This is a genomic window from Paenibacillus spongiae, from assembly GCF_024734895.1.
GTDB classification, from domain to species: domain Bacteria; phylum Bacillota; class Bacilli; order Paenibacillales; family Paenibacillaceae; genus Paenibacillus_Z; species Paenibacillus_Z spongiae.
On record NZ_CP091430.1, the window covers coordinates 2592655 to 2616616 of the forward strand.

Consider the following 23962-nt stretch of genomic DNA (forward strand, 5'->3'; position numbering starts at 1 on the left):
GTGGCTAAGTTTCTGTATACCTATCAAAAAATCGTGGATTTGAAATCCAGTGAGAAGACGCAAGCCGAATGGCTGCTATCCTCGGCAGTCAGCAAGCTGCATGAGGAAGAAGCGACTCTGGAAGGGTTGTTACAGGAACGTTCCGAATGGCTGGAACGGCTTCAGGAAGCTTCGGAGAAGGTTGTCTCGCTCTCCAGTATTCGCGTCGTGCAGCTGTATCTTGAGTTTATCGAGAGCAAAATTGCATCGAAGCGTTCGGACGTAAGGCAGGCTAAGCAGGAAGTCGAATCCAGCCGTTCTCACTTAACGGATCGGATGATGGATGAGAAGGTATGGTTGAAAGCGAAGGATCATGCTCGGGATAGATACCGCGTTCTCACGCTGGCGAAGGAACAGAATGAATTGGATGAAATGGCGACGGTCCGTTTTGTCGCTCCAGCCCGGTAATTCGAAATTAGGCTTGACGAATCGGGTGCAATTGCCCGAGGAGGGGATAATCATGGCGGATTTAGATATGGAAAAACAAGGCTACAGCGGGTTTGAACGGTTTATGTTTTTTGTAACGCCCATCTTATTTACGCTCATACTGCTTGGTGTGCTGCTGACACTGTTCGATTTCGATCTGCGCAACAAAATGCTGAGCCTTGGGAATTCGATTCCTGTGCTGGAGAAGGTGCTTCCGGATCCGGCAGCGCCTGAGCTGTCGATGGATGAAGAGAAGCTGAAGAACGAGAAAACATCGGCTAAGGTTGCCGAATTGACTTCTCAGCTCACCGCGAAGGAAGCCGAATTGAGAAAGCTGACCGAAGAAAGCGCGAAGCAGACGCAGCAGGTGAAGGATCTGCAGGGTCAGGTGGATCAGCTTAAACGCGTGAATAGCGAGCAGCAGCTGGAAGACGAGCAGTACCAGTCGAAAATCGGCGAGCTTGCCGGCATGTATGCCAAGATTACGCCAAGTAAAGCGGCCCCGATCCTGGAAAGCATGGAGCTTGAAGAAGCGGTTCTTGTATTGGACGCGATGCGTCCGGATGACCGGGTCCGCATCTTGGAGAAGATGACGCCGAAGAAAGCGGCAGATGCGACGGTCATGCTCAAGGATGCCGCAACGGCGAAGGATAGACAGATCGCTGCGCTGCAGGCAAGGATCAAGAAGCAGGATTCCGCGAAAGCACAGCCGCAATCGGTATTGGATACGACGCAGCTGAAGGATACGTTTGCCAATATGGATGCGAAGAGTGCAGGCGAGCTGCTCATCAAGATGTCCGATGTCAGTCCGAGCAAGGTTCTTCGTATCTTAAATGCGGTCGACAGCACTTCGCGCTCGAACATTCTGGCGGAAATGTCGGCTATTAATAAAGGCATCACGGCACAATTAGTCTCGAAATTGATGTCCGGGAAATAAACGTTCGTTGGTGGACTGTACTATGAAACAGATCGGAAAGGAGGTGAACAAATATGCAAATGGCAGTCTCACAAACGCCCACAGCTGGCGTACAGGCTTTGGCAAACGGCAAAGCAGCCAAAGGGGCGGATGGACAAGCCTTCGGACTTGCTTTAAATCAGACGATTAACGGCGGAAGCGGAAATGCCGGACAAGCCGCACAGCAGTTGAATGCCGATACCGCTGCAGCTGCAGCGACGACTGCATTGACGAATCTGCTGGGCGAGAGCGTTACAACGGCCGATCTGCTCGCTGCGATCGAAGGCTTGTTGAAGCAGCTGGATGAAATGGGCGGCGACAACGCCGAGACGAACGTTACGGAAGCGGATTTGAACGAAGCGCTGGCCGAGCTTGACAATTTGCTCGCTCTGCTAGGTGCCGTACCGGCCCTGCAGCCATTCATGAATCAAACGGCGGTTCAATCCGGTCTGACGAATCTGGACGCGAATGCCGAAGCGGATTTATCGTTGGATTTGGACGCAGTCAAGGCTGTGATGAACAAGGCGTCAGCGTCAGTCGAGAATCTGACGGCTCAGATGCAGATGGCGGCAAAGCCGGAGCAGTCCGGCGAGAATTTCGCTGCCATTAAGTCCGCGCTGGAAGGTGCATTGACCGATCTTCGTTCGTTCCTGCAGCAGGGCAAAGGCAATGGAGCCGTGAACGAACAGAATGCGATCATCAGCAAGCAGCTTCAAGCTGTGAAGCTTGTGCTGGGCGGCGCATCGTTATCAACTGCAGAAGCGGATGTAACGGATGCAGAGACGCAGGTTGCGAACATGCTTCGTTCGATGTCGTCACGGCCGGCAGCCAGCACGCACCTGCAGCGATTGGGCAATCAGCTGTTCCATGCGGGCTTGATATCGGTCATTCCTACCCAGGAGGAAGCTGGCATCAATCTGACGGAGGAGCCGGTTCCTGCACCGACTGCGGTGTTGCAGCAAGCAGTAGGATCGCAGGAGGTTCTGCGGCAGCAGCCGGTGAAGACGGTTATCGTTCAAGCGGTTCCGGTTCAACAATTTGCCGAGACGATGGAGAGTTTGGTTGTCAAGCAATTTAATGTAACGTCCGCGAATGGAATGTCGGAAGCCCGCATCTCCCTTTATCCGGAGCGATTGGGTCAAGTTGATGTCCGTATTACGGTACATAACGGTCAATTGACGGCTATGTTCGTGACGGATACGGCTTCAGCACGAGACATGCTGGAGAGCCAGATGGCGCAGCTTCGTTCGGCTTTGCAATCTCAAGGTCTGCAGGTTGACAAACTGGAGGTCTCCCATAACTTGGAGCAATCGAACCTCTTCCAAGGGAGAGAAGGCTCAAGCAACCGCGAACAACAAGCGGCGAAGCGAAATAAATCCGAAGGGGATTCCTCATTCGACAGCATATCATTCGAAACGGAAGATGAACTGGCTATTGAACAAGCCGTTGACCGAACGCTCGGCTTTGGCAGAGGTGTGAACGCAAGAGCATAGTCTGGCAGCATACTCTTAGCACCATGCACGAATGGAGGTGAAGTGTGTAATGGCGTCAGATAGCGTATCTACCCGTAATGTGTGGCCGTATTACGACAAGAGCAATGTACAGATGGCAGCGGAGAAGAAGAAGGACAATAATTCGCTTGGGAAAGACGATTTTTTACGTATCCTGGTTACCCAGCTGCGGAACCAAGATCCGATGCAGCCTCTGCAGGATAGCGACTTTATCGCGCAGATGGCGCAATTTACATCTGTCGAGCAGCTGATGAACATGTCTAACGAAATGACGATGCTGCGGCAAAATCTCGGGATGGCCTCAAGCATGATCGGCAAAGAAATCGCTTGGTACGATTACACGGAAACCGGCGAGCTGGTTCCTTTCTCCGGCAAGGTGGAATCCATTCTGATCAAAGATAACGTACAGTACGCCATCGTAGGCGAAAGCCAAATACCGCTGGACAAGATTGTGTCGATTGCCGAAGGCGGTGAAACATCAGATGGATAATCGGATGACGATTGCTCAGCTCCGTCTGACAAGCGCGAATGCCCAGCTTCGCAAACAAGCGGGGACGGAACAATCTGGCAGCAGCGCTTCATTTAAAGATGTACTAAACCGCAATGTGCTCAAATTCAGTCAGCATGCCGAGCTTCGCATGCAGCAGCGGGGGATTTCGTTTAAACCGGAAACCATTCATGAAATCGTGAGCGCGATCGACCAAGCCGCCGCCAAAGGGGCCAAGGATTCGCTCGTGGTTTACCGCGATGTGGCCATGATCGTGAATATTCCCAGCAGAACCGTTGTAACGGCGATGGACGGCAAATCGCTGCATGGGAATGTGTTTACTCAAATCGATAGTGCCGTAATCGTCAATTAATGGGCTGGACCTCGGATGAGGAAGCCATAGAGCTGTGGATCGACTGATACAGCTCGCAAATAACGGGCGAAGCCCGCAAAAACTTAAGCTGATGCTTACGAAGCAGTTTTTGCTTCGCAAAAACTTTTAGGAGGTCAAAAAACGCATGTTAAGATCGATGTACTCTGGTGTTTCGGGTATGCGCGGATTTCAAACGAAGCTCGACGTAATTGGGAATAACATCGCCAACGTGAATACGGTAGGCTTTAAAGCCGGACGCGTGATGTTCAAGGATATTCTGAGTCAGACGGTATCCGGCGTTTCTACCCCTGAGGAAGGCACCTCGGGCGGCGTTAATGCGAAGCAGATCGGTCTGGGCGTAGCGCTTGCCTCTATCGATACGGTACATACGCCGGGCAGCGCGATGACGACGAATAATCCGACGGACGTTCGGATCGACGGCGACGGATTCTTTGCGGTCTCGTCTGGAGACGGGGCCGAGGTACCGTATCTGACTCGCGCAGGCAACTTTACGTTGGATGCGGCTGGACAGCTTGTGAATGGAGACGGCATGTTCGTTCTGGATTCCGGCGGAGCACCTATTGTCCTTGATCCTGCTGAAGTTAAATCTTTCTCGATCGCTCAGGACGGCCAGATCATCGCTGTCGGTGTTGACGGGACCAGCGCTCCGACAGGCATTATGCTAGGTATCGTGAAAGTGGTCAATCCGGCCGGCCTCGAGAAGCTGGGCGGTAACCTGTACCGCGTAACGCCGAATGCGAACCTCGATGGCGAGGTTGCAATCACGACTGCAGGCGATCCTGAAGCCGGCACCGGCGCCATTATTTCCGGACAGCTGGAAATGTCCAACGTTGACCTGACATCCGAGTTCACGGAGATGATCGTTGCACAGCGCGGCTTCCAAGCAAACTCGCGCATCATTACGACCTCCGATGAAATCCTGCAGGAAGTCGTTAACCTGAAACGATAGGCCATTAACCGCCGGTGAGGCTTCACCGCCTCCCGGCTAGGTTTAGGAGGTAACTCATGATTGCTGTAACGCGTTTGAACGGCAGTACCTTGCATATCAACGCGCTGCTTATCGAGACGATCGAGGAAACGCCTGATACGCTTCTGACGTTAACGACGGGCAAGAAATGGTTAGTTAAGGAAAGTGCGGCGGAAGTCATTTCCTCCATGCAGCATTATCTTCGCTCCATCGGCGTCCATGCGGCGACTATCAAGAGCGGACAAACGGAGGGACCCTCAACATGAAGAAGATGTTACCTTGGTTAATTACGATATTGCTTGCCATTACATTGATTGCGATCGTAGCCATCATTCTCTTGAACAACATATTCGGTGACGATAAGAACAGCGATTCGAAAGCGGCCGATAGCGTGAAGAACGTTCAGGCGGAACGCATCAGCGCCAGCAAGCGCGTTGATGTGACCAGTGAAATCAAGGAGATCCGAACGAACCTGGTCGATCCGGAATATATTGTCGATCTCGATTTCGCTTTCCAGCTGGAAAATAAGAAAACGAAAGAAGACTTTGAGAAAATTAAAGACATCGTCATCAAACCGATCATTATCAGCACGCTGGGCGACATGACGCCTGAGAGCCTGAACGGGTCGAAGGGGAAAGACGAATTGAAATCGAAGCTCCTGAACTTGATCAACCAGAAGCTGCAGGAAACAACGGAAGGTAAGCTGGTTAATGTTGACATCACGGACTTCATCATTGCACAACTGTAAGAACATGCCGCATTCCTTCGAAGGGGGTGAGATAATTGGTTGATGTTTTATCGCAGAATGAGATCGACGCTTTGCTTGCTGCTTTATCATCCGGAGAGATGGATGCTGAAGAACTGAAGAAGGAAGATACGCAGAAGAAGATTCGCTCATATGAGTTCAAGCGCGCGGTACGTTTCTCGAAGGATCATATCCGCAGCTTAACCCGGATCCATGAAAACTTCGCGCGATATTTAACAACCTATTTCTCTGCGCAGCTTCGTACGTTCGTACAAATCAACGTCGTTCAAGTCGAACAGCTGCCGTATGATGAGTTTATTCGTTCCATCCCTAAGATGACCATTCTGAACATCTTTGAGGCGGAGCCTTTGGAAGGCCGCATGGTGCTTGAAGTGCATCCGAATGTCGCTTACGCCATGCTGGACAGACTGCTTGGCGGACAAGGAATGGCGCCTTCGAAAATTAATGCATTGACGGAAATCGAAACGACGATCATGGAACGAATCTTCAGCCGGACCTTTGAAAGCCTGCAGGAGGCGTGGAAAACCGTCGTCGATATATCGCCTCGGCTGGAGGCGCTGGAGACCAATCCGCAATTCATGCAGATCGTCTCTCCGAATGAAACGATCGCATTGATTTCGCTTAGCACCAAAATCGGCGATACGACAGGCATGATCAATCTCTGTATTCCGCATGTCGTCATCGAGCCGATTATGCCGCGACTGTCCGTCCATCACTGGTTCGTGTCGCAGAAGAAAACGCGCGCGCCGGAAGAAATGGAAGTGTTGAAGCAGCGGGTAAGCAAGGCGAAGCTCCCGATTATTGCCGAGCTTGGACAATCCAGCATTTCAATTCGCGAATTCCTGGGACTTGCGGTCGGCGACGTCATCTCGCTGAACAAGCCCATTACTGAAGGTTTGAACATTAAGCTCGGGGAGAAGCTCAAGTTTAAGGGCAGTCCCGGATCGGTCAAGGACCGGTTGGCCATACAGATCGATGAAGTAGTCAGTGAAGGAGTTGAAGAAGATTATGACCAGTAAAGACTACTTGTCGCAAGAAGAAATCGATGCCTTGCTGCGTCAGTCCTCCGATCAGCCGGATATGCCTTCGGCAGATGAGACAGGGGAGCTAAATACATATTTAAACTCCATGGAGCAAGATGCGCTTGGTGAGATCGGCAATATAACCTTCGGCAGTGCGGCAACGGCGCTGTCCACCCTGCTGGGGAAGAAAGTCGATATTACGACGCCGGAAGTATCTCTTATTCGCAGAGACCAGCTGGATAATGAATTTCCGAAGCCGCATGTGGCCGTATCCGTTCATTATGTGGACGGCTTTCAAGGGATCAATTCATTAGTGATCCGAACGGCCGACGCGCAAACGATAGCGGATTTGATGCTGGGCGGCGAAGGAAAAGTGCTGGGCGACGAATTGAACGATATTCATATCAGCGCCGTTCAGGAAGCGATGAACCAGATGATGGGTTCTTCCGCCACCTCGATGTCAACGATATTCAACCGCTTCGTCAACATTTCGCCACCGGGCATTGACATACTGAATGTTTCGAACGGTGAGGGCATCGACAGCCTTCCGCCCGACGATAAATTCATTAAAATTGCTTTTCGACTCCGAATCGGAGAGCTGATCGATTCGACGATCATGCAGCTGCTTCCGATTAAGTTCGCCAAAGAAATGGTCGATACGCTGATGGGCGGTACGTCTGAACCGGCCGCAGCGGAAGCTCCGGCACCAAGCGTGCAAGCGCCTGCCGCAAGCGCGCCGTCCGCGCCTCCGGTATACGCCGAAGCGGCCATTCCCGCACAAGCGCAGCAGGCTCCGCAGGCCTCGTATCCGCCGCCTATGCCGCCTATGTCGCAGCCCTATGCTGCTGCGCCGAGCGTACCGCAAACATATGGCGGGCTGCCTGGCCGAAACGTCAATGTACAGCCTGTACAGTTCGCGAATTTTCAAGGCGCGCCTTATGTGCAAGCGGAAGAATCGAACCTTAATTTATTGCTCGACATCCCGTTGAAGGTAACGGTAGAATTAGGAAGGACTCAGAAGCAAATTAAGGATATTCTTGAGTTGTCGCAAGGATCCATCATTGAGCTGGACAAGCTGGCCGGAGAACCGGTCGATATTCTGGTCAACAACAAATTAATCGCGAAAGGCGAAGTTGTCGTTATCGACGAGAATTTTGGCGTCAGGGTCACCGATATTGTCAGCCAATGGGACAGGATCCAAAAACTGCAGTAAGCCGCAAGGATCAGGGGAGTTAGGCAACACCAAAACACAGATAGGAATCTAGGAGGAACACACGATGGCAAACCGCATTTTGATCGTAGACGACGCAGCTTTCATGCGAATGATGATTCGCGACATTTTGACGAAGAACGGGTACGAGGTAGTCGGAGAAGCGCAGGACGGCGCCCAGGCGATTGAGAAGTTCAAGGAGTTGAAGCCGGATCTGACGACAATGGACATTACCATGCCGGAGATGGACGGCATCGTCGCGCTGAAAGAGATTAAGAAAATTGATGGCAACGCAAAAGTCATTATGTGTTCCGCAATGGGACAACAGGCTATGGTGATCGACGCGATTCAAGCAGGAGCGAAGGATTTCATCGTGAAACCGTTCCAGGCCGACCGCGTGATCGAGGCCATCAAAAAAACACTCGGTTAACGAGCGATGAAACAACGGCAAACTTTACGGCTTGCAGGACTTTCCTTCGTCTACTGGCTGATGACGGCAGGATGGGCTGCAGCAGAAGAAACAGTGGATTCACCAATGAACGACAAGCCACCGGTTATACCAGCCTCCAGTATAACCGGTTACTTGATCTGGGTCATATTCGCACTGCTGCTCGTCATTGGCCTGATTGTGCTCGTCATTAAGCTGCTGTCGAAGCGCAGTCGCGGATGGGGAGCTAATCGCTCGCTGCGCTCGCTTGGCGGCATACCGCTTGGCCAGAACAAGTCTCTGCAGGTCGTTGAATTATCCGGACGAATCTATGTAGTCGGCGTGGGCGAGAACGTGTCCTTGCTTGACAAAATCGATGACCCGGTTGAAGCGCAGATGGTGCTGGACGATATGCAGCAGCAAACCGGCCAAGTATGGAACGCCACATCCTTGAAAGATATGGTGGGCCGATTCCGCAACCGCAATACGGATTCTTCTGCCGGGCCGAATGATGAACGGTGGCAGGAGTCAGAGTCTTTCCAGACCTTGCTGAACAATCGTATGAAGCGTCAAGCGGAGAACAAACAGAAGATGGAAGAGCTACTCAAAGAGCAAAATCAAAACGATCGGTTGTTGGACGAATGAATAAAAAAATCGTAATTTCACTTGTTATGCTTCAGCTTGTCGGGCTGGTACTCGCTTCCCATACGTTCGCCGAGCCTCTGCCCAATGTCAGTGTGAGTATTGGCGGTGAAGGGGAGCAGCCGGGAACGAGCGCATTGTCGCTGCTTCTCATTATTACGGTATTGAGCGTAGCGCCTGCCATTCTCGTACTGATGACCAGCTTCACCCGGATCGCTATCGTCCTCGGCTTTGTCCGGACTTCGCTCGGCACGAATCAGATGCCGCCGAATCAGGTGCTGATCGGGCTGGCCATGTTCCTAACGTTCTTCATCATGGCCCCTACATTCGGACAAGTAAACGAGGTTGCGCTTCAGCCCTACTTGAAAGGGGAAATTACCCAGACGGAGGCGCTGGACAAGGCGGCCGATCCAATGAAAAAGTTTATGTTCAACCAGACGCGGGAGAAAGATCTGCTGCTGTTCATGAACTATACGAAGACAGAGAAGCCCCGTACATATGAAGATATTCCGCTTACAGTACTGGTGCCTGCTTTTGCGCTAAGTGAATTGAGAACAGCCTTTCAAATGGGCTTTCTGATCTTCATTCCGTTCCTGATCATCGACATGGTCGTATCCAGTACGCTTATGGCGATGGGGATGATGATGCTGCCGCCGGTTATGATCTCCCTGCCATTCAAGATTTTGCTTTTTGTTATGGTTGACGGCTGGTATTTGATCGTGAAATCGCTGCTGCTCAGTTTTAACATGTGACGACCCGAAAGAAGGTATCAAAGTGAGTTCGGACTTTATCATCGGTTTAGCAGGACAAGCGGTTTACACCGTGTTAAAGGCCAGTGCGCCAATGCTTGTGCTCGGTCTTGTAGTCGGCTTGCTGGTTAGTATTTTTCAAGCCACCACCCAAATCCAAGAACAGACCTTGGCGTTTGTTCCTAAAATCGTGGCGGTTTTACTTTCCATACTACTGTTTGGACCATGGATTCTAAACACACTCGTCGATTTTACGTACAATCTGCTGAACAATCTGTATAAATACATTGGATAAGCTGAGGGTAGAAATCGATGGCGCTTTTTTTACAGGGGTTTCCTATTTTTTTGCTTATATTTTGTCGAATAACTGCATTTTTCGTCGTCGCGCCGATCTTTTCGGCTCGAAACGTGCCGACGGCGTTCAAGATCGGGTTCAGCTTTCTGATATCATTGCTCATCTTCCTTACATACGGATTAAAGCAAACCATCGTACCGGACGCTGAATTCATACTCTCGATCATCCGTGAAATATTGGCCGGTATTCTGCTGGGTTTTGTCGTCTATCTGTTCTTCACCATCGTGCAGACCGCAGGCGGATTCATTGACTTGCAGATGGGCTTCGGCATGGCGAACATTATTGACCCGATGACCGGGGCATCGACACCGCTGCTTGGTAATTTCAAGTATATGATCTTAACGTTAATTTTCTTATCGATGAACGGTCATCATCATCTGCTGATGGCGCTCCTGAAGAGCTATGAGTGGATCCCATTATCAAATTCGCTTTTTAGCCAAATTTATAATGGAAGCATTTCCGACTTTCTGGTTAGAACCTTTGCAGATACATTCATGCTTGCTCTGCAAATATCGGCACCGCTTGTCGTCGCGATGTTTCTAACCGACGTCGGGCTCGGTCTGCTTGCCCGGACGGCACCGCAGTACAACGTGTTCGTCATCGGCATTCCGCTCAAAATTCTCGTCGGATTTCTTATGCTGGCGATCATTATGCCGGGATTCGTTACCTTGTTCGAGTATCTATTCGCAGAGATGTTTACCGCAATCGAGAAGCTGTTCGGAATCGTGGAAGGTTCCGGTACCCAATAGGAGGACTGCTGACATGCGAGCTTACCGCTTCACGCTCGATTTACAGATGTTCTCCCAGGAAAAAACGGAGCCTGCAACGCATAAGAAACGGCAGGAAGCAAGGCAGAAGGGCCAAGTGGCAAAAAGCGCAGAGCTTCCCGGCGCATTCATCCTGCTGTTCACGTTCTTAAGCTTCATGATGCTGGGAGGCTATTACAAAGAACGGATCTTAACGCTTTTCGGCTTTATTTTTGAAAACAGGCTGAACCTTCAGCTGTCGACAGGAAACATAGTTACGTTATTTACGGATATCATGCTGCAATGCTTCATGCTGTTAGCCCCCATATTCGCGATAACGCTCCTGCTCGCTTTTCTCGGAAGCTATCTGCAAATCGGGTTTTTGTTTACCGGCGAGCCGATCAAGCCGAAATTAAGCAAATTGAATCCGATCAACGGGTTCAAGCAAATTTTTTCGATGCGGTCAGTCGTCGAATTTTTGAAAAATATTATCAAGCTCGTCATTATCGGCGTGATCGTGTATATGACGCTATGGAACGAAAGGCATCACATCATGCAGCTGGCGAGCGTTCCTGTTGAAACGATGTTCTCGTATACGGCAGGACTTACAGTCAAGCTTGGCCTTGAAATAGGCGCACTGCTCGTTGTGCTGGCGATTGCAGACTATATCTACCAGCGCTATGAACATGAGAAAAGTATCCGAATGTCCAAGCAGGACATCAAGGATGAGTTCAAAAAGTCGGAAGGGGATCCGCTGATAAAAGGAAAAATCCGTGAGCGACAACGGAGAATGGCACTGCAGCGCATGATGCAGGAAGTGCCCAAAGCCGATGTCGTCATTACGAACCCGACTCACTTCGCAATCGCCCTGCAATATGACGGTTCCAAGATGGAGGCGCCGACCGTAATCGCCAAAGGGATGGATTTCGTGGCGCTTCGCATACGGGAAATTGCGAAAGAGAACGGCGTTATAACGATGGAAAACAAGCCTCTGGCCAGAGCGTTATATCAACTGTCGGAGATCGGTGACACGATTCCGGCTGATCTATTCCAAGCTGTGGCTGAAGTATTGGCTCATGTATATAAGTTAAAAGGTAAAACGAAATAAGAATGTCACATGCACTGGAGGAGGGACAAAGTTGAAGGCAAAGGATTTGACCATATTAGTAGCAATTATCGGCATCGTTCTCATGATGGTCATTCCGATACCCACCTGGCTGCTGGATGTGCTGCTCATCATTAACATCTCCACGGCGCTTATGATTTTGCTCATCTCGATGAACACGAAGGATGCGCTGGATTTCTCCATCTTCCCGGCGATGCTGCTTATTACGACATTGTTTCGGCTCGCCTTGAACATCTCGACCACGCGCAACATCCTCCAGTATGGAGAAGCGGGTCATGTCGTAGCAACGTTCGGCAATTGGGTGGCCGGCGGTGAAATCGCGATCGGCTTCGTCGTGTTCTTAATTCTGGTCGTGGTTCAGTTTATCGTCATTACGAAGGGCTCGGAGCGCGTTGCGGAAGTTGGAGCGCGATTCACGCTCGATGCGATGCCCGGTAAACAGATGAGTATCGATGCGGATTTGAATGCCGGGTTGATCAACGAGCAGCAGGCGCGGGAACGCCGTCAAAAAATCGAACGGGAAGCGGATTTCTACGGTTCGATGGACGGTGCCAGCAAATTCGTCAAAGGCGATGCGATCGCTTCGATCATCATCCTGCTTATCAACCTGATCGGCGGATTTGTAATCGGGATGGCGATCCACGGCATGCCATTCGGCGAATCGCTCAGCACCTTCTCCGTACTGACGATCGGGGACGGCTTGGTCAGCCAGATTCCTGCGCTGTTGATTTCCACGGCAGCCGGTCTGATCGTCACACGCGCTGCTTCGGAAGGCAATCTCGCTTATGACGTGACTAACCAGATGTTCCGGTATCCGAAACTGCTCTATATTGTAGCCGGAACGATAACGCTGCTTGGAATCGGCACTCCGATCGGCATGCTGTCCACGCTTCCGCTTGCAGGACTTCTCGTCATTGCCGGTTACCGGATGCAGAACACGCTGGCCAAGCGCCAGCTGCAGGAGGAACAGATGGAAGAGGAACAGCAAATCGAAGAGGTGCGCAGCCCGGAGAGCGTGATCAGCCTCCTGCAGGTGGATCCGATCGAATTCGAATTCGGTTACGGATTGATCCCGCTGGCCGATACGCAGCAGGGCGGAGATTTGCTGGACCGGATCATTATGATTCGCAGACAGTGCGCTCTTGAACTCGGCCTAGTCGTTCCCGTCATCCGAATACGGGATAACATTCAGCTGAAGCCGAATGAGTATGTGATTAAAATCAAAGGCAATACGGTCGCAAGAGGCGAGCTGCTGCTGAATCACTATCTGGCTATGAGCCCGGGCTTCGACGATGATTCGGTCATCGGAATCGAAACGACAGAGCCTGCCTTCGGACTTCCGGCGATCTGGATCGATGAGGTTACGAAGGAGCGGGCGGAGCTGTCGGGGTATACGGTCGTTGACCCGCCTTCCGTCGTCGCCACGCACTTGACCGAAATCATTAAGCGCCATGCGCATGAATTGATTGGCCGGCAAGAGACGAAGACGCTTGTCGAGAATGTCAGGGAAACCTACCCGGCGCTTGTGGACGAGCTTATTCCTTCCATCCTTTCCTTCGGCGATGTTCAGAAGGTGCTTGCCAAGCTGCTGCGCGAGAAAATATCGATTCGCGACATGGTAACGATCTTCGAGACGTTGGCCGATCATGGCGTCTATTCGAAAGACCCGGATATTCTGACCGAGTATGTCAGACAGGCGCTGTCGAGACAAATTACACAGCAATTCTCGCAAAACAACGATACGATGAAGGTGATTACGGTCGGCCCTTCGCTGGAGAAGAAAATTGCGGAGTCCGTTCAACAATCCGATCAAGGCAGCTATCTGGCGCTCGATCCGATCGCCACGCAGACGATTTACCAGAAGCTGAACGAACAGGTCAGCAAGCAAATTCAATCCGGCTATCAACCAATCGTATTGGCTTCGCCGACGATCCGCATGTATTTGCGTCAAATTGTAGAACGGACGATGCAGGACATTCCCGTACTTTCCTATAGTGAGCTCGAGCCTAGTGTCGAAGTTCAAAGCATTGGGGTGGTGAATCTATGAAAGTGAAACGTTACGTCGTCAATGCGCTGCCGGAGGCGCTTCCGATGATTCGGAGCGATCTCGGGGTCGATGCCATCATATTAAATACGAAAGAAATCAAAGTCGGCGGATTTCTGGGGATGTTCGGGAAGAAAAAAATGGAAGTCATAGCCGCCGTTGAGGCGGAAGGAAGAGCAAAGCCAGCTCCCAAACCGGCCGCAAGACCGGCAGCGAAACCGGTATCTCCCGCAAGAACGCAGCCTGCATTGGCCTTGGCTGACGAGAACGCGTCAGCGGTTGCGGCGGTGTTCGCGTCTTCCTTGCAGCGACCTGCAGCCGCTCCTCAATCTGCCGCGTCGGCGGATCCGGCTGCGAATGAAAAGCCCGCCGCTTATAATGGCGGACAAGCTTCAGAGCTTTACCGGGCACAACGCGAAGCCGTTCCTGCTTCAGCAGGAACGGCTTCGAAAGAGGATGCGAAGACGGGCAAGGCGATGTCTGAGGATGACCTGTTGAATGAAATTAGAGACATGAAGCAATGGATCGTTCGAATGACTAAGCAGCAGCATGCCGCCGAGCAGCCGGAATCGATACTGGCTCTGCAAACGAGACTGGACGAGCAAGAGGTACATGGCGATATTACCGAGAAGCTGATTAACGAAATTGAAGCCCGGTTCGAAGGACAGGCGGCTGAGCTCGTTACCCGGGAGAAGGTTTGGGATGCTGCAGCCGAGATATTGACGGGATGGATGGCAGGCTTGGAAGACGAAGGGATACATCGGGATACGCGCGTTGTTCATTTCGTTGGGCCGACCGGGGTAGGCAAGACAACCTCCATTGCGAAGCTTGCTGCCGAGCAGACGCTCAAAGCCGGGAGGAAGGTAGGGTTTATCACTTCCGATACTTACCGGATCGCAGCCGTCGATCAGCTTCGCACCTATGCGACGATTCTGAACGTACCGCTTGAGGTGGTCTTCTCTCCGTCGGAGGTGGCACGGGCATTCCTTCAGCTGGAGGATCGGGAATTGATCTTCATGGATACGGCCGGACGCAACTTCCGCAACGAGCTGTATGTATCGGAAGTGAACAGCCTGCTGCAAACGAAAGACCGATCCGAGACGTATTTGGTGCTCAGCCTGACCGGTAAATTCAGCGACATGTCGGTGGTAGCCGATCATTTCGCCAAATACGGCGTTCAGAAGGTGCTGTATACGAAGCAGGATGAAACACATGCAACCGGAGCCGTGTTGAATTTGGCAATCGAGCAAGGGATGAAGCCCGCTTATATCGCATATGGACAAACGGTACCTGACGATATTGCGCCTTTTCGCAAGGAAGCGTATGTCAAGCAGCTATTGGGGGCTCCTCATCCATGAACGATCAAGCGGAAGCGCTTCGTCATCTCGTTCGGAAGCACGATCGGCGCGAAGTGGAGAAGACAACCCGCGTAGTAACCATTACGAGCGGCAAGGGCGGTGTCGGCAAATCAAATTTCAGCTTGAATTTTGCGCTGGCGCTGCGTCAGTTTGGCAAGAAGGTGCTGCTGTTCGATGCCGATATCGGAATGGCGAATATCGATGTGCTGATGGGCATATCGTCTCCCAGCAGCCTCTATCACCTGCTAAAGCAGCAGAAGACGATCTGGGACATTATCCAGGAGGGACCGACGGGAATCCATTTCATTGCCGGCGGTTCGGGGTTCATCGATTTGCTGGAGCTTAGCCCGGAGGAGCTTGCGTATTTCTCCGACCAGATCGGCAAGCTTCACGGGGAATACGACTATATTTTATTTGATACCGGAGCCGGTTTGTCGAAGGAAACCGTTCAATTTATAACCGCCGCGGAATTAACGATTGTCGTCACGACACCCGAGCCAACGTCGATTACCGATGCCTATGCCCTCATCAAGATGGTGAAGGCCATGGATCATGATGTCCCGTTCAAGCTTGTCGTGAACCGGGCCGAGAACCAGAAGGAAGGAAAGGCGACGGCCGACAAAATCGCGCTTGTCGCAGAACGGTTTCTACAAACGTCATTGCCGCTATTGGGCATCATCCTCGATGACTCCAATGTGAGTAGAGCTGTGAAACGGCAATCGCCTTTCCTTCTCTCATATCCAGGAACAGCAGCGTCACGGGATGTTGCGGCCATTGCGCGGCAATTTTGCAACGAACCCGCACCTGTGGCAGGAGCAAGCGGCGTCAAAGGATTCTTGCATAAGATGTTCAGGCTAACCAAATAAATCCTTTGTAGAGTAGGAGGCAGCTGCCCATGACCTCTTATCGCGTACTTGTCGTGGATGATTCCGCGTTTATGCGAAAGATCTTTAGTGATCTCATAACAGCGGACAAGCAATTCGAGATTATCGCAACCGCAACGAACGGTCAAGAAGCAATCGAAGCCGTTGAACGATGGAAGCCGGATGTCATTACATTAGATTTGGAAATGCCGGAGATGAACGGGCTGGAAGCGCTGGGACACATCATGCGCAAGCGGCCTACGCCGATTATTATGATGTCCAGCACGAGCGACGACGGCACGCGCGAGACGATCAAGGCACTCCAGTACGGGGCGTTTGACTTTATCCGCAAGCCTGCCGGACCGCTCTCTCCCGATATACATAATGTTGGGGAGCAGCTGCTGGAGAAGCTGAGGATTGCCGTTCTTACCCGAAGACCGGCACCGTCGGCGGATACGGCCGTTACACGGCCGGTCGCACCTGTTCCGAACGTGAAGCCGGTCAAGAACGAGAAAGTATCTAAGCCGGCCAAGCGGGATGCGGCGATCGTGAAGCCTGCGGCACCGAAGGTAGAGCCGGCCCATGCAGCCCGGCAAAATAAACCGGAGACGCCGCCGGCCAAGCCGGTCAGAACAAGTCCTGAAGATTTGTTTGCCGAGCCGGCAGAGCCTAAGATGGCGAACAAGCCCAAGCCGACGCCGGTTTTCCGGCATCTGGTTGCGATCGGCACGTCAACAGGCGGCCCGCGCGCGCTGCATGAAGTCTTATCGTCACTGCCCGAAAATTTTCCTGCGCCGGTACTCGTCGTTCAGCATATGCCGCCCAAATTTACCCATTCCTTGGCTCAGCGGTTGAATACGTTCAGCGCTTTGCATGTGAAAGAGGCCGAAAGCGGCGAGCGGGTATTGGCCGGGTTTGTATATATAGCTCCAGGCGGCTTCCATATGGAGCTTGCCAAGGACACTTCAGGATATTACATACGGCTCACGCAAGATGAGCCCCGAAGCGGACACCGTCCATCGGTTGACGTCATGTTTGAGTCATGCAGTCCTTATCCTGAGCTGCAGCGCCATTCGGTTATTATGACCGGCATGGGGAGCGACGGCGTCAAAGGAATGAAAGCATTGAAGGACAGCGGATCGCAGAGCGCTATAGCGGAAGCCGAGGAATCATGCGTCGTATTCGGAATGCCCCGTTCCGCCATTGAAGCGGGTGTTGCTTCTTCGGTCGTTCCATTGAAAAAAATCGCTCCAAAGCTGGTCGATATGATTATGAAGTAACGATGTTAGTTGACCAATGGAAGCTGCAACGAGCGGAGCAGGAAGAATGATTCTGAAGAAGCGTCTGCGCTCGCCTTTGTTCCCGGAATTCAACCAATAAATCTAATTCAAAGAAAACTGGGAACAACAGCGATCGGAAGAACATTCTGCCTGCGCAGCGGGCTGCGTTCACATCGTGGTTTCAAACTTATATAGATGAAGCAACTCATTTTGCAGGAGGTGCACGTAAATGGACATGAACGCCTATCTGTCAATGTTTATCGATGAATCCAACGATCATTTGCAGTCGCTGAACGAGAATTTGCTGCGGCTGGAAAGCGAACCGGAGGATTTGAGCATCGTCCAAGTCATATTCCGTTCCGCCCATACGCTTAAAGGAATGTCGGCGACAATGGGGTTCGAGGATCTGGCATCCTTGACACATGAAATGGAGAATGTGCTGGATCTTGTGCGCAACGAAAAACTGAAGATGGACAATTTTATCTTCGATACGTTATTTAAAGGTCTGGACGCATTGGAGTCGATGGTCCAGGATATCATCGGCGGAGGCACGGGAAGAGCGGACGTATCCGCCATCGTCGCCCTTCTCCAATCGATCTTCAAGGGCGAGTATAAGAACGAATCGGCTTCCGCTGCTTCCGCAGCATCGGCTGACGGATCTTCCGGGTCCGAAGGAATTTTGGATGAGTTTCAATCCTCCGTTCTGCTCCAATCGATTGAAGCGGGTCATTCCGTCTTCCATACGGTCGTAACGATTCGAGAGGACTGCATGCTCAAGGCGGCGCGGGCATACATGGTCTTCGACTTCCTGGAACGAAGCGGAGAAGTGGTGAAATCGCAGCCAAGCGTTCAAGATATCGAACAGGAAAAGTTTGAACGCTCCTTCACCGTGTTCACGATATCGTCCATCAATCAGGAGGAGCTCAAGAACGGCATCGAATCGGTTTCCGAAATCGAAAGCGCCGTTGTCACGCAGCTGGATAGCGAGTCGTTATTCCAGCTTGGCGGACGACCGACAGGCGCGTCTTCGCCGGCGGGCACTCAGAGCGCCGCATCGGCGGCACCGGCGCCTGCAGCAGCTGCAAGCAGCGATGCGAAGGCAGCAAAAGCGCAAACCGCTGCTGCATCGGCAGCGCCATCCGGTCAGGGGGGATCGGCTGCCCTCTCGCGCACGATTCGCGTCGATATTGAGCGTCTAGATGCCTTGATGAATTTATTTAGCGAGCTGCTCATTGACCGCGTGCGGCTGGAGCAGCTGGCCTCCGAGATTCGCCGGACGGAATTGAGCGAGACGGTCGAGCATATGTCCCGCGTAAGCGGCGACTTGCAGAATATCGTGTTGAAGCTGCGCATGGTACCGGTTGAATCGGTATTCAACCGTTTCCCCCGCATGGTCCGCGATCTTGCCAAATCGCTGGACAAGAAGATCGATCTGGTCATTACAGGTGCGGAAACCGAGCTCGACCGTACCGTCATCGACGAAATCGGAGATCCGCTCGTCCACCTGCTGCGCAATTCGCTGGATCATGGCGTCGAGCCGATTCCGGATCGGATAGCGGCCGGCAAAGAAGAAACCGGCACCGTCCATCTGCGGGCTTTCCACAGCGGCAACCATGTCTTCATCGAAATTGAGGACGACGGGCGCGGAATCAATAAGGAAAAAGTAACGCAGATCGCCATTAAGAACGGCGTCATTACGGCGGATGAAGCTACCCGCCTGACGGACAACGAAATCAACATGCTTATCTTTGCCGCCGGCTTCAGTACAGCGGACAAAATATCCGACATCTCCGGACGCGGCGTTGGTCTGGACGTCGTCAAAACCAAAATTTCTTCGCTGGGCGGCCATGTCACCGTTGAATCCGTCGAGGGGAAAGGCTCCAAGTTTTCGATTCAGCTCCCGCTGACGCTCTCCATCATTTCGGCGATGCTGGTCAAGCTCGGAACGGAGAAATATGCCATTCCGCTCTCTTCGATCGTGGAAACCGGCATGGTCCGGAGAGAGCACATCCGCAAGATTCATGGCAACCTCATGATGGAGTTCCGCGGATCGGTCATCCCGATCGTATCGCTCAGCCAAGTGCTTCAATCGCCGTCATACAGCGAGGCGGACGAAGCCGAGACCGAAATCGTCGTCATCCGCAAGGGAGAGAAGCTCGTAGCCGTTATGGTGGACGAGTTTATCAGTCAGAGCGATATCGTGCTGAAATCGTTAGGCAAATATTTGACAAACATCGAAACGATATCCGGAGCAACGATTCTTGGCGATGGCCAGGTGGCCTTGATTATCGATCCGAACGCACTTATCAAATAAGGAGGGGTTACATATGGGAGAGGAAATGAAAGTCATTGTCTTTGGGTTGGCAGACGAAGAATACGGCATCGAAGTGGACAAGGTGCGCACCATTGAACGGATGCTTCCCATCACGCGCGTTCCGAAGACGCCTGCTTTCATTAAAGGGGTCATCAATTTGCGCGGAGTCGTTCTTCCGGTCATCGATTTGCGGGGACGGTTTGGTCTGAGTGAATCGGAGCCGACGGAAAACTCGCGAATCATCATTGTGGCGGCCAATGACCTGGAGGTCGGCTTTATCGTCGACGCAGCGAACGATGTCATTGATATTGACAGTGACAATATCGATTCGCCTCCTGAAGTGGTCGGCGGCATCAAAGCGAAATATTTGCGAGGCGTGGCCAAAATCGGCGACAACCGTCTTCTCATCATGCTGAATCTGTCTGAGGTTCTGAACAAGAATGAGATCATCCAGCTCGAGCAGCTTGAGGGATAAGCAGTGAACAATCCACTACATAAGCTCGAAGGGTTCAAATTGGACGTGCTGAAGGAAATCGGCAACATCGGAGCGGGTAATGCGGCTACAGCATTATCCTGTCTCCTGGACAAGCCGGTAGATATGAAGGTGCCGACGGTCAGCCTGATTCCCTTTGAACAAGTTGCCGATAAAGTGGGCGGCTTCGAGCAAGTCGTCGTAGCCATCTACTTGCGGGTGGAAGGGGACGCCCCGGGCAATATGTTCTTCCTGATTCATGAGGATTCCGCGAAGAAACTGCTGAAGAACTTGTTATCGATCGATGTGCAGGAGGATGCCAGCTATTCCGAGATGGAGTTTTCGGCTTTATCGGAAATTGGCAATATTTTGGCCGGCTCTTATCTTTCCTCATTGGCCGATTTTACCCGGTTGTCGATGTCGCCGACCGTACCGGCCATTGCGGTCGACATGGCTGGCGCCATCTTGAGCTACGGCTTGATGCAGTACGGCGAGATGGGCGATTCGGCCCTGCTGATCGATACGAAATTCATGGAAGACCGGGAGTCGCTGGAAGGGCATTTCTTCCTCATTCCCGATCCGGACTCATTTGATAAATTCTTCAACGCCTTGGGAGTACCTACCGAATGATAGAGCAGAACTTGGTGAAAGTGGGCATGGCGGATCTGAATATCGCAACCGAAGGAGCCGTGCTGAAAACGACGGGTCTGGGATCATGCGTCGGGCTGACGCTGTTCGACGAACGAAGCAAAGTGGCCGGGATGGCGCATGTGATGCTCCCGACATCCGATATCGCGCGCGAAGCTTCCATTAATATTGCGAAATATGCGGATACCGCCATCCCGGATCTGATCGAGCGGATGAAGAAGGCGGGCGCTGCAGCCGATCGCCTGATCGCCAAACTTGCAGGAGGAGCGCAAATGTTCGCTTTTGCCTCGCAAAGCGAGGCGATGCGTATCGGTCCCCGGAACGTGGAGGCATGCAAGAAGGAGCTGGCCCGCTTCTCGATCCCGATCCTTGCGGAGGATACGGGCGGCAATTACGGCCGAACGATAGAATTTAGCAGCATTAGCGGCTTGCTTGTCGTCCGAAGTGTTCAGTTTGGTGTAAAGGAGATCTAATGATGATTGGGACATGGCGCTGGAATGCTGTGCTCGGGATATGCGGAGGGCTGCTTACGTTCATTTTTTCATTGAGCAGCAATGGGCTGACGATCACCGCGATGCGGTTCGTGTATGCATTCGCCGTATTCTTTGCCCTTGCTTACCTGTTTCGCGCGGTATTGGCATTGATACTGCGTACGCCAGCCGTAACGATGCGGGAAGAAGAAGCGCCGGATGTTACCGAAGAGAAGGGAAGTCTTGTCGATCTGTCAACCCCGGATGAAAGCGATGAGCTAAGCGGGATGTTAAAGCTTCAGCTGGAAGGCAAGCCGAAGGCGGAAAACCAGCAGCCGGCGCTATTCAAACCGCTGCAGCCGGAAAAATTAGTTTCGACGCCGAATAAAGAGCCGGATGAGCTGGCCAAAGCAATTCGTCACCTGACAGGAGGGTGAGAAAGATGATTGTGCAGAAAACGCCTCATTTGTCTAATATGGAGATATGGCAAAAGTGGAAAGAAGACGGGGATATCGAGGCCAAGAAGCGATTGATCGAGTATTACTTGACGTTGGTCGACTTTGTTAGCAATCGAATGGCGATCGGGCTTCCGAAGAACGTTTCGAAGGACGACTTAGCCAGCAATGGGGTTATGGGTCTGATCGATGCCATTGAGAAATTCGATTATACCCGCGGACTCCAGTTCGAAACGTATGCCTCATGGCGGATTCGCGGAGCCATCATCGATGGATTGCGCCAGGGCGATTGGGTGCCCCGTTCCGTTCGCGAAAAAGCGAAAAAAATCGAAGAGGCTTATCAGCATCTGGAGCAGCAGCTGCTTCGCTCGGTCTCGGATGGGGAGATAAGCGCCTACCTGGATGTCAGCGAGAAGGAATTTCAGCATATGCTGCACGAAATAGCGGTCACAACGGTTTGTTCGCTCGAAGATCCGATTCGCGAAGAGGAGTCGGAAACGAGGCTTTCCTTGCTTATTGACGAGAAGGCCAAAAACCCCGATCATAAAGTACATGAGTTCTTTTTGAAAGAGTCGCTCGTACGGGGGATCGAACGGTTGACTGCGAAGGAGCGGACGGTCATTTCATTATTTTATTACGAAGAGCTGTCGCTCAGCGAAATCGCCGAAGTCATGTCATTGTCGCCGTCGCGCATATCGCAGCTGCACTCCAAGGCGATCTTGAGACTAAGGGGAGCGCTGGATAAACAGAAGGACCAGTTAATGCAACATTAATTGTTCGACAAGGAGGGGTGGCCATGACGATTTCCAGTCGTAAAGTATTGGAATCATACTTAGTTATCCAACCGTCGCAAGACAAGCTCACGGCCTATTTGAAATTCAACGTGGCGGATGATCAGTTTACGTGTACGTTTAGCGAGCTGGAGGCATTCGTCAGGAGCAACGGCATCCAATTTGGAATCGATACGGTAGTATTGGCCAAAATTGCGGAGCAGCCGAAAGCTTTCTTTCATACGCAGACGGTCATCGCCCAAGGACAGCCGGCGGTTAACGGACAAGACGGGACGATCCGGCTCGCCTACAACATGGAGGAAGAGGATCGCCGTCCAGCCGAGCTTGAGGACGGAAAAGTCGATTTCAAAGAAATTTCGCAATTGAAAAATGTCAAACGCGGACAGCTTATCGCAGAGAAAATCGCGGCAACGGAAGGCACGCCGGGCAGACTTGTGACCGGAGACCACCTGCCCGGGAAGAACGGCAAAGAAGCCTATTTCAAGCTGGGCAAGAATGTTGTATTGAATCCCGAAAAAACGGCTTTATACGCCGCTATCGATGGGCTTATTACAATGACGGACAAGAGCAAGATCAATGTTTTCCCGATCTATGAGGTAAACGGCGATGTTGATTATAAAATAGGAAATATCGATTTTGTGGGAACGGTCGTCATTCGGGGCAATGTGCTGACCGGCTTTCGAGTCAAAGCATCCGGCGATATCCGCGTCATCGGCGGCGTAGAAGGCGCCGAGCTGGAAGCAGACGGCTCGATCGATGTAACGGGCGGCGTTCTTGCCAGCAATAAAGGCTACATACGGGCAGGCAAGAATGTGAAGAGCTCCTTTATTCAAGACGGGAACGTGACGGCTGCCGAAGACGTCCTCGTCTCGCAGAGCATCATGCATTCGCACGTCCGAGCAGGCCGGAAGGTTATTTGCGCAGGGGCGAAAGGGCTGATTGTCGGCGGCTCCATTCAGGCAGGGGAGGGCGTATCGGCGCGGACGATCGGCAATACGATGTCGACAGCCACTTCCATTGAGGTTGGCGTGCGGCCGGAGCTCCGGGCGGAGCTGCTGGAGCTGAGACAACAGCTTAAGACAACGTCGGGAAATCTGGATAAAACCGAGAAAGCGCTTGTATTGCTGGACCAGCTTGCCGCCGCAGGACAGCTGACTTCCGATAAGATGGCGCTGCGAATCAAGCTTAACGCTACGAAGCGTCAAGCTGCCGATGAAGCTGCCGCAATCCGCGAGAGAATACTTGAGATCGAAAAGTCGCTCGAGGAAACGGAGGCCGCTAAAGTCGACGCGATCAGTTGGATTTACGGAGGAACGAAGATCGTGATCGGACGGTATACCCGTTTTGTCAAAGATCCGACCCAGCGCGTATCCTTTCGGTTTACGGACGGCGATATCGTCATGCTGCCCTATTACTAAATCATTCACAAGCCGGGGATTTACCCA

The 23962-nt window shown here is 52.1% G+C and carries 27 protein-coding genes; all 27 read left to right on the top strand.

From position 1 onward, the window contains the following. The 27 genes from fliJ to L1F29_RS12185 all read left to right on the top strand — a co-directional run bounded on the left by fliJ (nucleotide 1) and on the right by L1F29_RS12185 (nucleotide 23935). Nucleotides 1-447, top strand: a complete 447-nt coding sequence (gene fliJ / locus L1F29_RS12055) for a flagellar export protein FliJ (protein ID WP_258388552.1) — start codon at nucleotides 1-3, stop codon at nucleotides 445-447. A gap of 52 nt (nucleotides 448-499) precedes the next feature. Continuing rightward, nucleotides 500-1402: a MotE family protein gene (locus L1F29_RS12060; protein WP_258388553.1), complete on the top strand. Its 903-nt coding sequence runs from the start codon at nucleotides 500-502 to the stop codon at nucleotides 1400-1402. Between the two features lie 53 nt (nucleotides 1403-1455). Next, nucleotides 1456-2913 carry a flagellar hook-length control protein FliK gene (locus L1F29_RS12065; RefSeq protein ID WP_258388554.1) on the top strand — a complete coding sequence of 486 codons (1458 nt, stop codon included), beginning with the start codon at nucleotides 1456-1458 and terminating at the stop codon, nucleotides 2911-2913. 49 nt (nucleotides 2914-2962) lie between these two features. Beyond that, nucleotides 2963-3421 (top strand): flagellar hook capping FlgD N-terminal domain-containing protein, encoded by a 459-nt coding sequence (locus L1F29_RS12070; RefSeq protein ID WP_258388555.1) that lies wholly within the window; start codon nucleotides 2963-2965, stop codon nucleotides 3419-3421. Beyond that, nucleotides 3414-3791 carry a TIGR02530 family flagellar biosynthesis protein gene (locus tag L1F29_RS12075; protein ID WP_258388556.1) on the top strand — a complete coding sequence of 126 codons (378 nt, stop codon included), beginning with the start codon at nucleotides 3414-3416 and terminating at the stop codon, nucleotides 3789-3791. The genes L1F29_RS12070 and L1F29_RS12075 overlap by 8 nt, the downstream gene beginning before the upstream one ends. A gap of 145 nt (nucleotides 3792-3936) precedes the next feature. Further along, nucleotides 3937-4761, top strand: a complete 825-nt coding sequence (gene flgG, locus L1F29_RS12080; RefSeq protein WP_258388557.1) for a flagellar basal body rod protein FlgG — start codon at nucleotides 3937-3939, stop codon at nucleotides 4759-4761. 56 nt (nucleotides 4762-4817) lie between these two features. Continuing rightward, a complete protein-coding gene (locus L1F29_RS12085) occupies nucleotides 4818-5045 on the top strand; it encodes a flagellar FlbD family protein (protein WP_258388558.1) in 228 nt (75 codons plus the stop codon). Then, nucleotides 5042-5527 (top strand): flagellar basal body-associated FliL family protein, encoded by a 486-nt coding sequence (locus tag L1F29_RS12090; RefSeq protein WP_258388559.1) that lies wholly within the window; start codon nucleotides 5042-5044, stop codon nucleotides 5525-5527. Before L1F29_RS12085 ends, L1F29_RS12090 begins: the two co-directional genes overlap by 4 nt. A gap of 35 nt (nucleotides 5528-5562) precedes the next feature. Then, nucleotides 5563-6564, top strand: coding sequence for a flagellar motor switch protein FliM (gene fliM, locus L1F29_RS12095; RefSeq protein WP_258388560.1), 1002 nt, complete (start codon nucleotides 5563-5565; stop codon nucleotides 6562-6564). Beyond that, complete coding sequence (fliY, locus tag L1F29_RS12100) at nucleotides 6554-7780, top strand: flagellar motor switch phosphatase FliY (RefSeq protein WP_258388561.1); 1227 nt, start codon at nucleotides 6554-6556, stop codon at nucleotides 7778-7780. Before fliM ends, fliY begins: the two co-directional genes overlap by 11 nt. A gap of 64 nt (nucleotides 7781-7844) precedes the next feature. Continuing rightward, on the top strand, nucleotides 7845-8207 hold the full coding sequence (locus tag L1F29_RS12105; protein ID WP_258388562.1) for a response regulator: 363 nt from the start codon (nucleotides 7845-7847) through the stop codon (nucleotides 8205-8207). Between the two features lie 6 nt (nucleotides 8208-8213). Further along, nucleotides 8214-8849: a flagellar biosynthetic protein FliO gene (locus tag L1F29_RS12110; protein ID WP_258388563.1), complete on the top strand. Its 636-nt coding sequence runs from the start codon at nucleotides 8214-8216 to the stop codon at nucleotides 8847-8849. Continuing rightward, a complete protein-coding gene (gene fliP, locus L1F29_RS12115; RefSeq protein WP_258388564.1) occupies nucleotides 8846-9598 on the top strand; it encodes a flagellar type III secretion system pore protein FliP in 753 nt (250 codons plus the stop codon). The genes L1F29_RS12110 and fliP overlap by 4 nt, the downstream gene beginning before the upstream one ends. A gap of 22 nt (nucleotides 9599-9620) precedes the next feature. Continuing rightward, on the top strand, nucleotides 9621-9890 hold the full coding sequence (fliQ, locus tag L1F29_RS12120) for a flagellar biosynthesis protein FliQ (RefSeq protein WP_204816174.1): 270 nt from the start codon (nucleotides 9621-9623) through the stop codon (nucleotides 9888-9890). Nucleotides 9891-9907: 17 nt separating this feature from the next. Beyond that, a complete protein-coding gene (fliR, locus tag L1F29_RS12125) occupies nucleotides 9908-10699 on the top strand; it encodes a flagellar biosynthetic protein FliR (protein ID WP_258388565.1) in 792 nt (263 codons plus the stop codon). Between the two features lie 13 nt (nucleotides 10700-10712). Next, nucleotides 10713-11804 (top strand): flagellar biosynthesis protein FlhB, encoded by a 1092-nt coding sequence (flhB, locus tag L1F29_RS12130; protein WP_258388566.1) that lies wholly within the window; start codon nucleotides 10713-10715, stop codon nucleotides 11802-11804. A 31-nt stretch (nucleotides 11805-11835) separates the two neighbouring features. After that, complete coding sequence (flhA, locus tag L1F29_RS12135; RefSeq protein WP_258388567.1) at nucleotides 11836-13869, top strand: flagellar biosynthesis protein FlhA; 2034 nt, start codon at nucleotides 11836-11838, stop codon at nucleotides 13867-13869. Then, complete coding sequence (gene flhF / locus L1F29_RS12140; protein ID WP_258388568.1) at nucleotides 13866-15224, top strand: flagellar biosynthesis GTPase FlhF; 1359 nt, start codon at nucleotides 13866-13868, stop codon at nucleotides 15222-15224. Before flhA ends, flhF begins: the two co-directional genes overlap by 4 nt. Next, nucleotides 15221-16090 (top strand): MinD/ParA family protein, encoded by an 870-nt coding sequence (locus L1F29_RS12145; protein ID WP_258388569.1) that lies wholly within the window; start codon nucleotides 15221-15223, stop codon nucleotides 16088-16090. Before flhF ends, L1F29_RS12145 begins: the two co-directional genes overlap by 4 nt. A gap of 29 nt (nucleotides 16091-16119) precedes the next feature. Continuing rightward, the gene (locus tag L1F29_RS12150) at nucleotides 16120-17367 is read left to right on the top strand and encodes a protein-glutamate methylesterase/protein-glutamine glutaminase (RefSeq protein ID WP_258388570.1); all 1248 of its coding nucleotides are present in this window, start codon (nucleotides 16120-16122) and stop codon (nucleotides 17365-17367) included. Nucleotides 17368-17596: 229 nt separating this feature from the next. Continuing rightward, nucleotides 17597-19681 (top strand): chemotaxis protein CheA, encoded by a 2085-nt coding sequence (locus L1F29_RS12155; RefSeq protein ID WP_258388571.1) that lies wholly within the window; start codon nucleotides 17597-17599, stop codon nucleotides 19679-19681. Between the two features lie 13 nt (nucleotides 19682-19694). Continuing rightward, nucleotides 19695-20156 carry a chemotaxis protein CheW gene (locus tag L1F29_RS12160; protein WP_258388572.1) on the top strand — a complete coding sequence of 154 codons (462 nt, stop codon included), beginning with the start codon at nucleotides 19695-19697 and terminating at the stop codon, nucleotides 20154-20156. Nucleotides 20157-20159: 3 nt separating this feature from the next. Continuing rightward, nucleotides 20160-20783, top strand: a complete 624-nt coding sequence (locus tag L1F29_RS12165; protein ID WP_258388573.1) for a chemotaxis protein CheC — start codon at nucleotides 20160-20162, stop codon at nucleotides 20781-20783. Next, entirely contained in the window at nucleotides 20780-21274 is a 495-nt protein-coding gene (locus tag L1F29_RS12170) for a chemotaxis protein CheD (protein ID WP_258388574.1), read from the top strand. Before L1F29_RS12165 ends, L1F29_RS12170 begins: the two co-directional genes overlap by 4 nt. Nucleotides 21275-21276: 2 nt before the next feature. After that, the gene (locus tag L1F29_RS12175; RefSeq protein WP_258388575.1) at nucleotides 21277-21708 is read left to right on the top strand and encodes a hypothetical protein; all 432 of its coding nucleotides are present in this window, start codon (nucleotides 21277-21279) and stop codon (nucleotides 21706-21708) included. A gap of 5 nt (nucleotides 21709-21713) precedes the next feature. Further along, nucleotides 21714-22499, top strand: coding sequence for a FliA/WhiG family RNA polymerase sigma factor (locus L1F29_RS12180; RefSeq protein WP_258388576.1), 786 nt, complete (start codon nucleotides 21714-21716; stop codon nucleotides 22497-22499). 23 nt (nucleotides 22500-22522) lie between these two features. Continuing rightward, nucleotides 22523-23935, top strand: a complete 1413-nt coding sequence (locus L1F29_RS12185; protein ID WP_258388577.1) for a flagellar assembly protein A — start codon at nucleotides 22523-22525, stop codon at nucleotides 23933-23935. The last annotated feature ends 27 nt before the right edge of the window (nucleotides 23936-23962 follow it).

Bases quoted from the DNA above. Each gene is read 5' to 3' on its own strand.
- L1F29_RS12075 (WP_258388556.1), top strand. From the start codon at position 3,414: ATGGATAATCGGATGACGATTGCTCAGCTCCGTCTGACAAGCGCGAAT.
- L1F29_RS12170 (WP_258388574.1), top strand. From the start codon at position 20,780: ATGATAGAGCAGAACTTGGTGAAAGTGGGCATGGCGGATCTGAATATC.
- fliP (WP_258388564.1), top strand. From the start codon at position 8,846: ATGAATAAAAAAATCGTAATTTCACTTGTTATGCTTCAGCTTGTCGGG.
- L1F29_RS12105 (WP_258388562.1), top strand. From the start codon at position 7,845: ATGGCAAACCGCATTTTGATCGTAGACGACGCAGCTTTCATGCGAATG.
- L1F29_RS12110 (WP_258388563.1), top strand. From the start codon at position 8,214: ATGAAACAACGGCAAACTTTACGGCTTGCAGGACTTTCCTTCGTCTAC.
- flgG (WP_258388557.1), top strand. From the start codon at position 3,937: ATGTTAAGATCGATGTACTCTGGTGTTTCGGGTATGCGCGGATTTCAA.
- L1F29_RS12175 (WP_258388575.1), top strand. From the start codon at position 21,277: ATGATTGGGACATGGCGCTGGAATGCTGTGCTCGGGATATGCGGAGGG.
- L1F29_RS12155 (WP_258388571.1), top strand. From the start codon at position 17,597: ATGGACATGAACGCCTATCTGTCAATGTTTATCGATGAATCCAACGAT.
- L1F29_RS12185 (WP_258388577.1), top strand. From the start codon at position 22,523: ATGACGATTTCCAGTCGTAAAGTATTGGAATCATACTTAGTTATCCAA.
- flhB (WP_258388566.1), top strand. From the start codon at position 10,713: ATGCGAGCTTACCGCTTCACGCTCGATTTACAGATGTTCTCCCAGGAA.
- L1F29_RS12090 (WP_258388559.1), top strand. From the start codon at position 5,042: ATGAAGAAGATGTTACCTTGGTTAATTACGATATTGCTTGCCATTACA.
- L1F29_RS12070 (WP_258388555.1), top strand. From the start codon at position 2,963: ATGGCGTCAGATAGCGTATCTACCCGTAATGTGTGGCCGTATTACGAC.
- L1F29_RS12145 (WP_258388569.1), top strand. From the start codon at position 15,221: ATGAACGATCAAGCGGAAGCGCTTCGTCATCTCGTTCGGAAGCACGAT.
- L1F29_RS12085 (WP_258388558.1), top strand. From the start codon at position 4,818: ATGATTGCTGTAACGCGTTTGAACGGCAGTACCTTGCATATCAACGCG.
- L1F29_RS12065 (WP_258388554.1), top strand. From the start codon at position 1,456: ATGCAAATGGCAGTCTCACAAACGCCCACAGCTGGCGTACAGGCTTTG.
- L1F29_RS12150 (WP_258388570.1), top strand. From the start codon at position 16,120: ATGACCTCTTATCGCGTACTTGTCGTGGATGATTCCGCGTTTATGCGA.
- fliR (WP_258388565.1), top strand. From the start codon at position 9,908: ATGGCGCTTTTTTTACAGGGGTTTCCTATTTTTTTGCTTATATTTTGT.
- L1F29_RS12160 (WP_258388572.1), top strand. From the start codon at position 19,695: ATGGGAGAGGAAATGAAAGTCATTGTCTTTGGGTTGGCAGACGAAGAA.
- flhF (WP_258388568.1), top strand. From the start codon at position 13,866: ATGAAAGTGAAACGTTACGTCGTCAATGCGCTGCCGGAGGCGCTTCCG.
- L1F29_RS12060 (WP_258388553.1), top strand. From the start codon at position 500: ATGGCGGATTTAGATATGGAAAAACAAGGCTACAGCGGGTTTGAACGG.
- fliY (WP_258388561.1), top strand. From the start codon at position 6,554: ATGACCAGTAAAGACTACTTGTCGCAAGAAGAAATCGATGCCTTGCTG.
- L1F29_RS12180 (WP_258388576.1), top strand. From the start codon at position 21,714: ATGATTGTGCAGAAAACGCCTCATTTGTCTAATATGGAGATATGGCAA.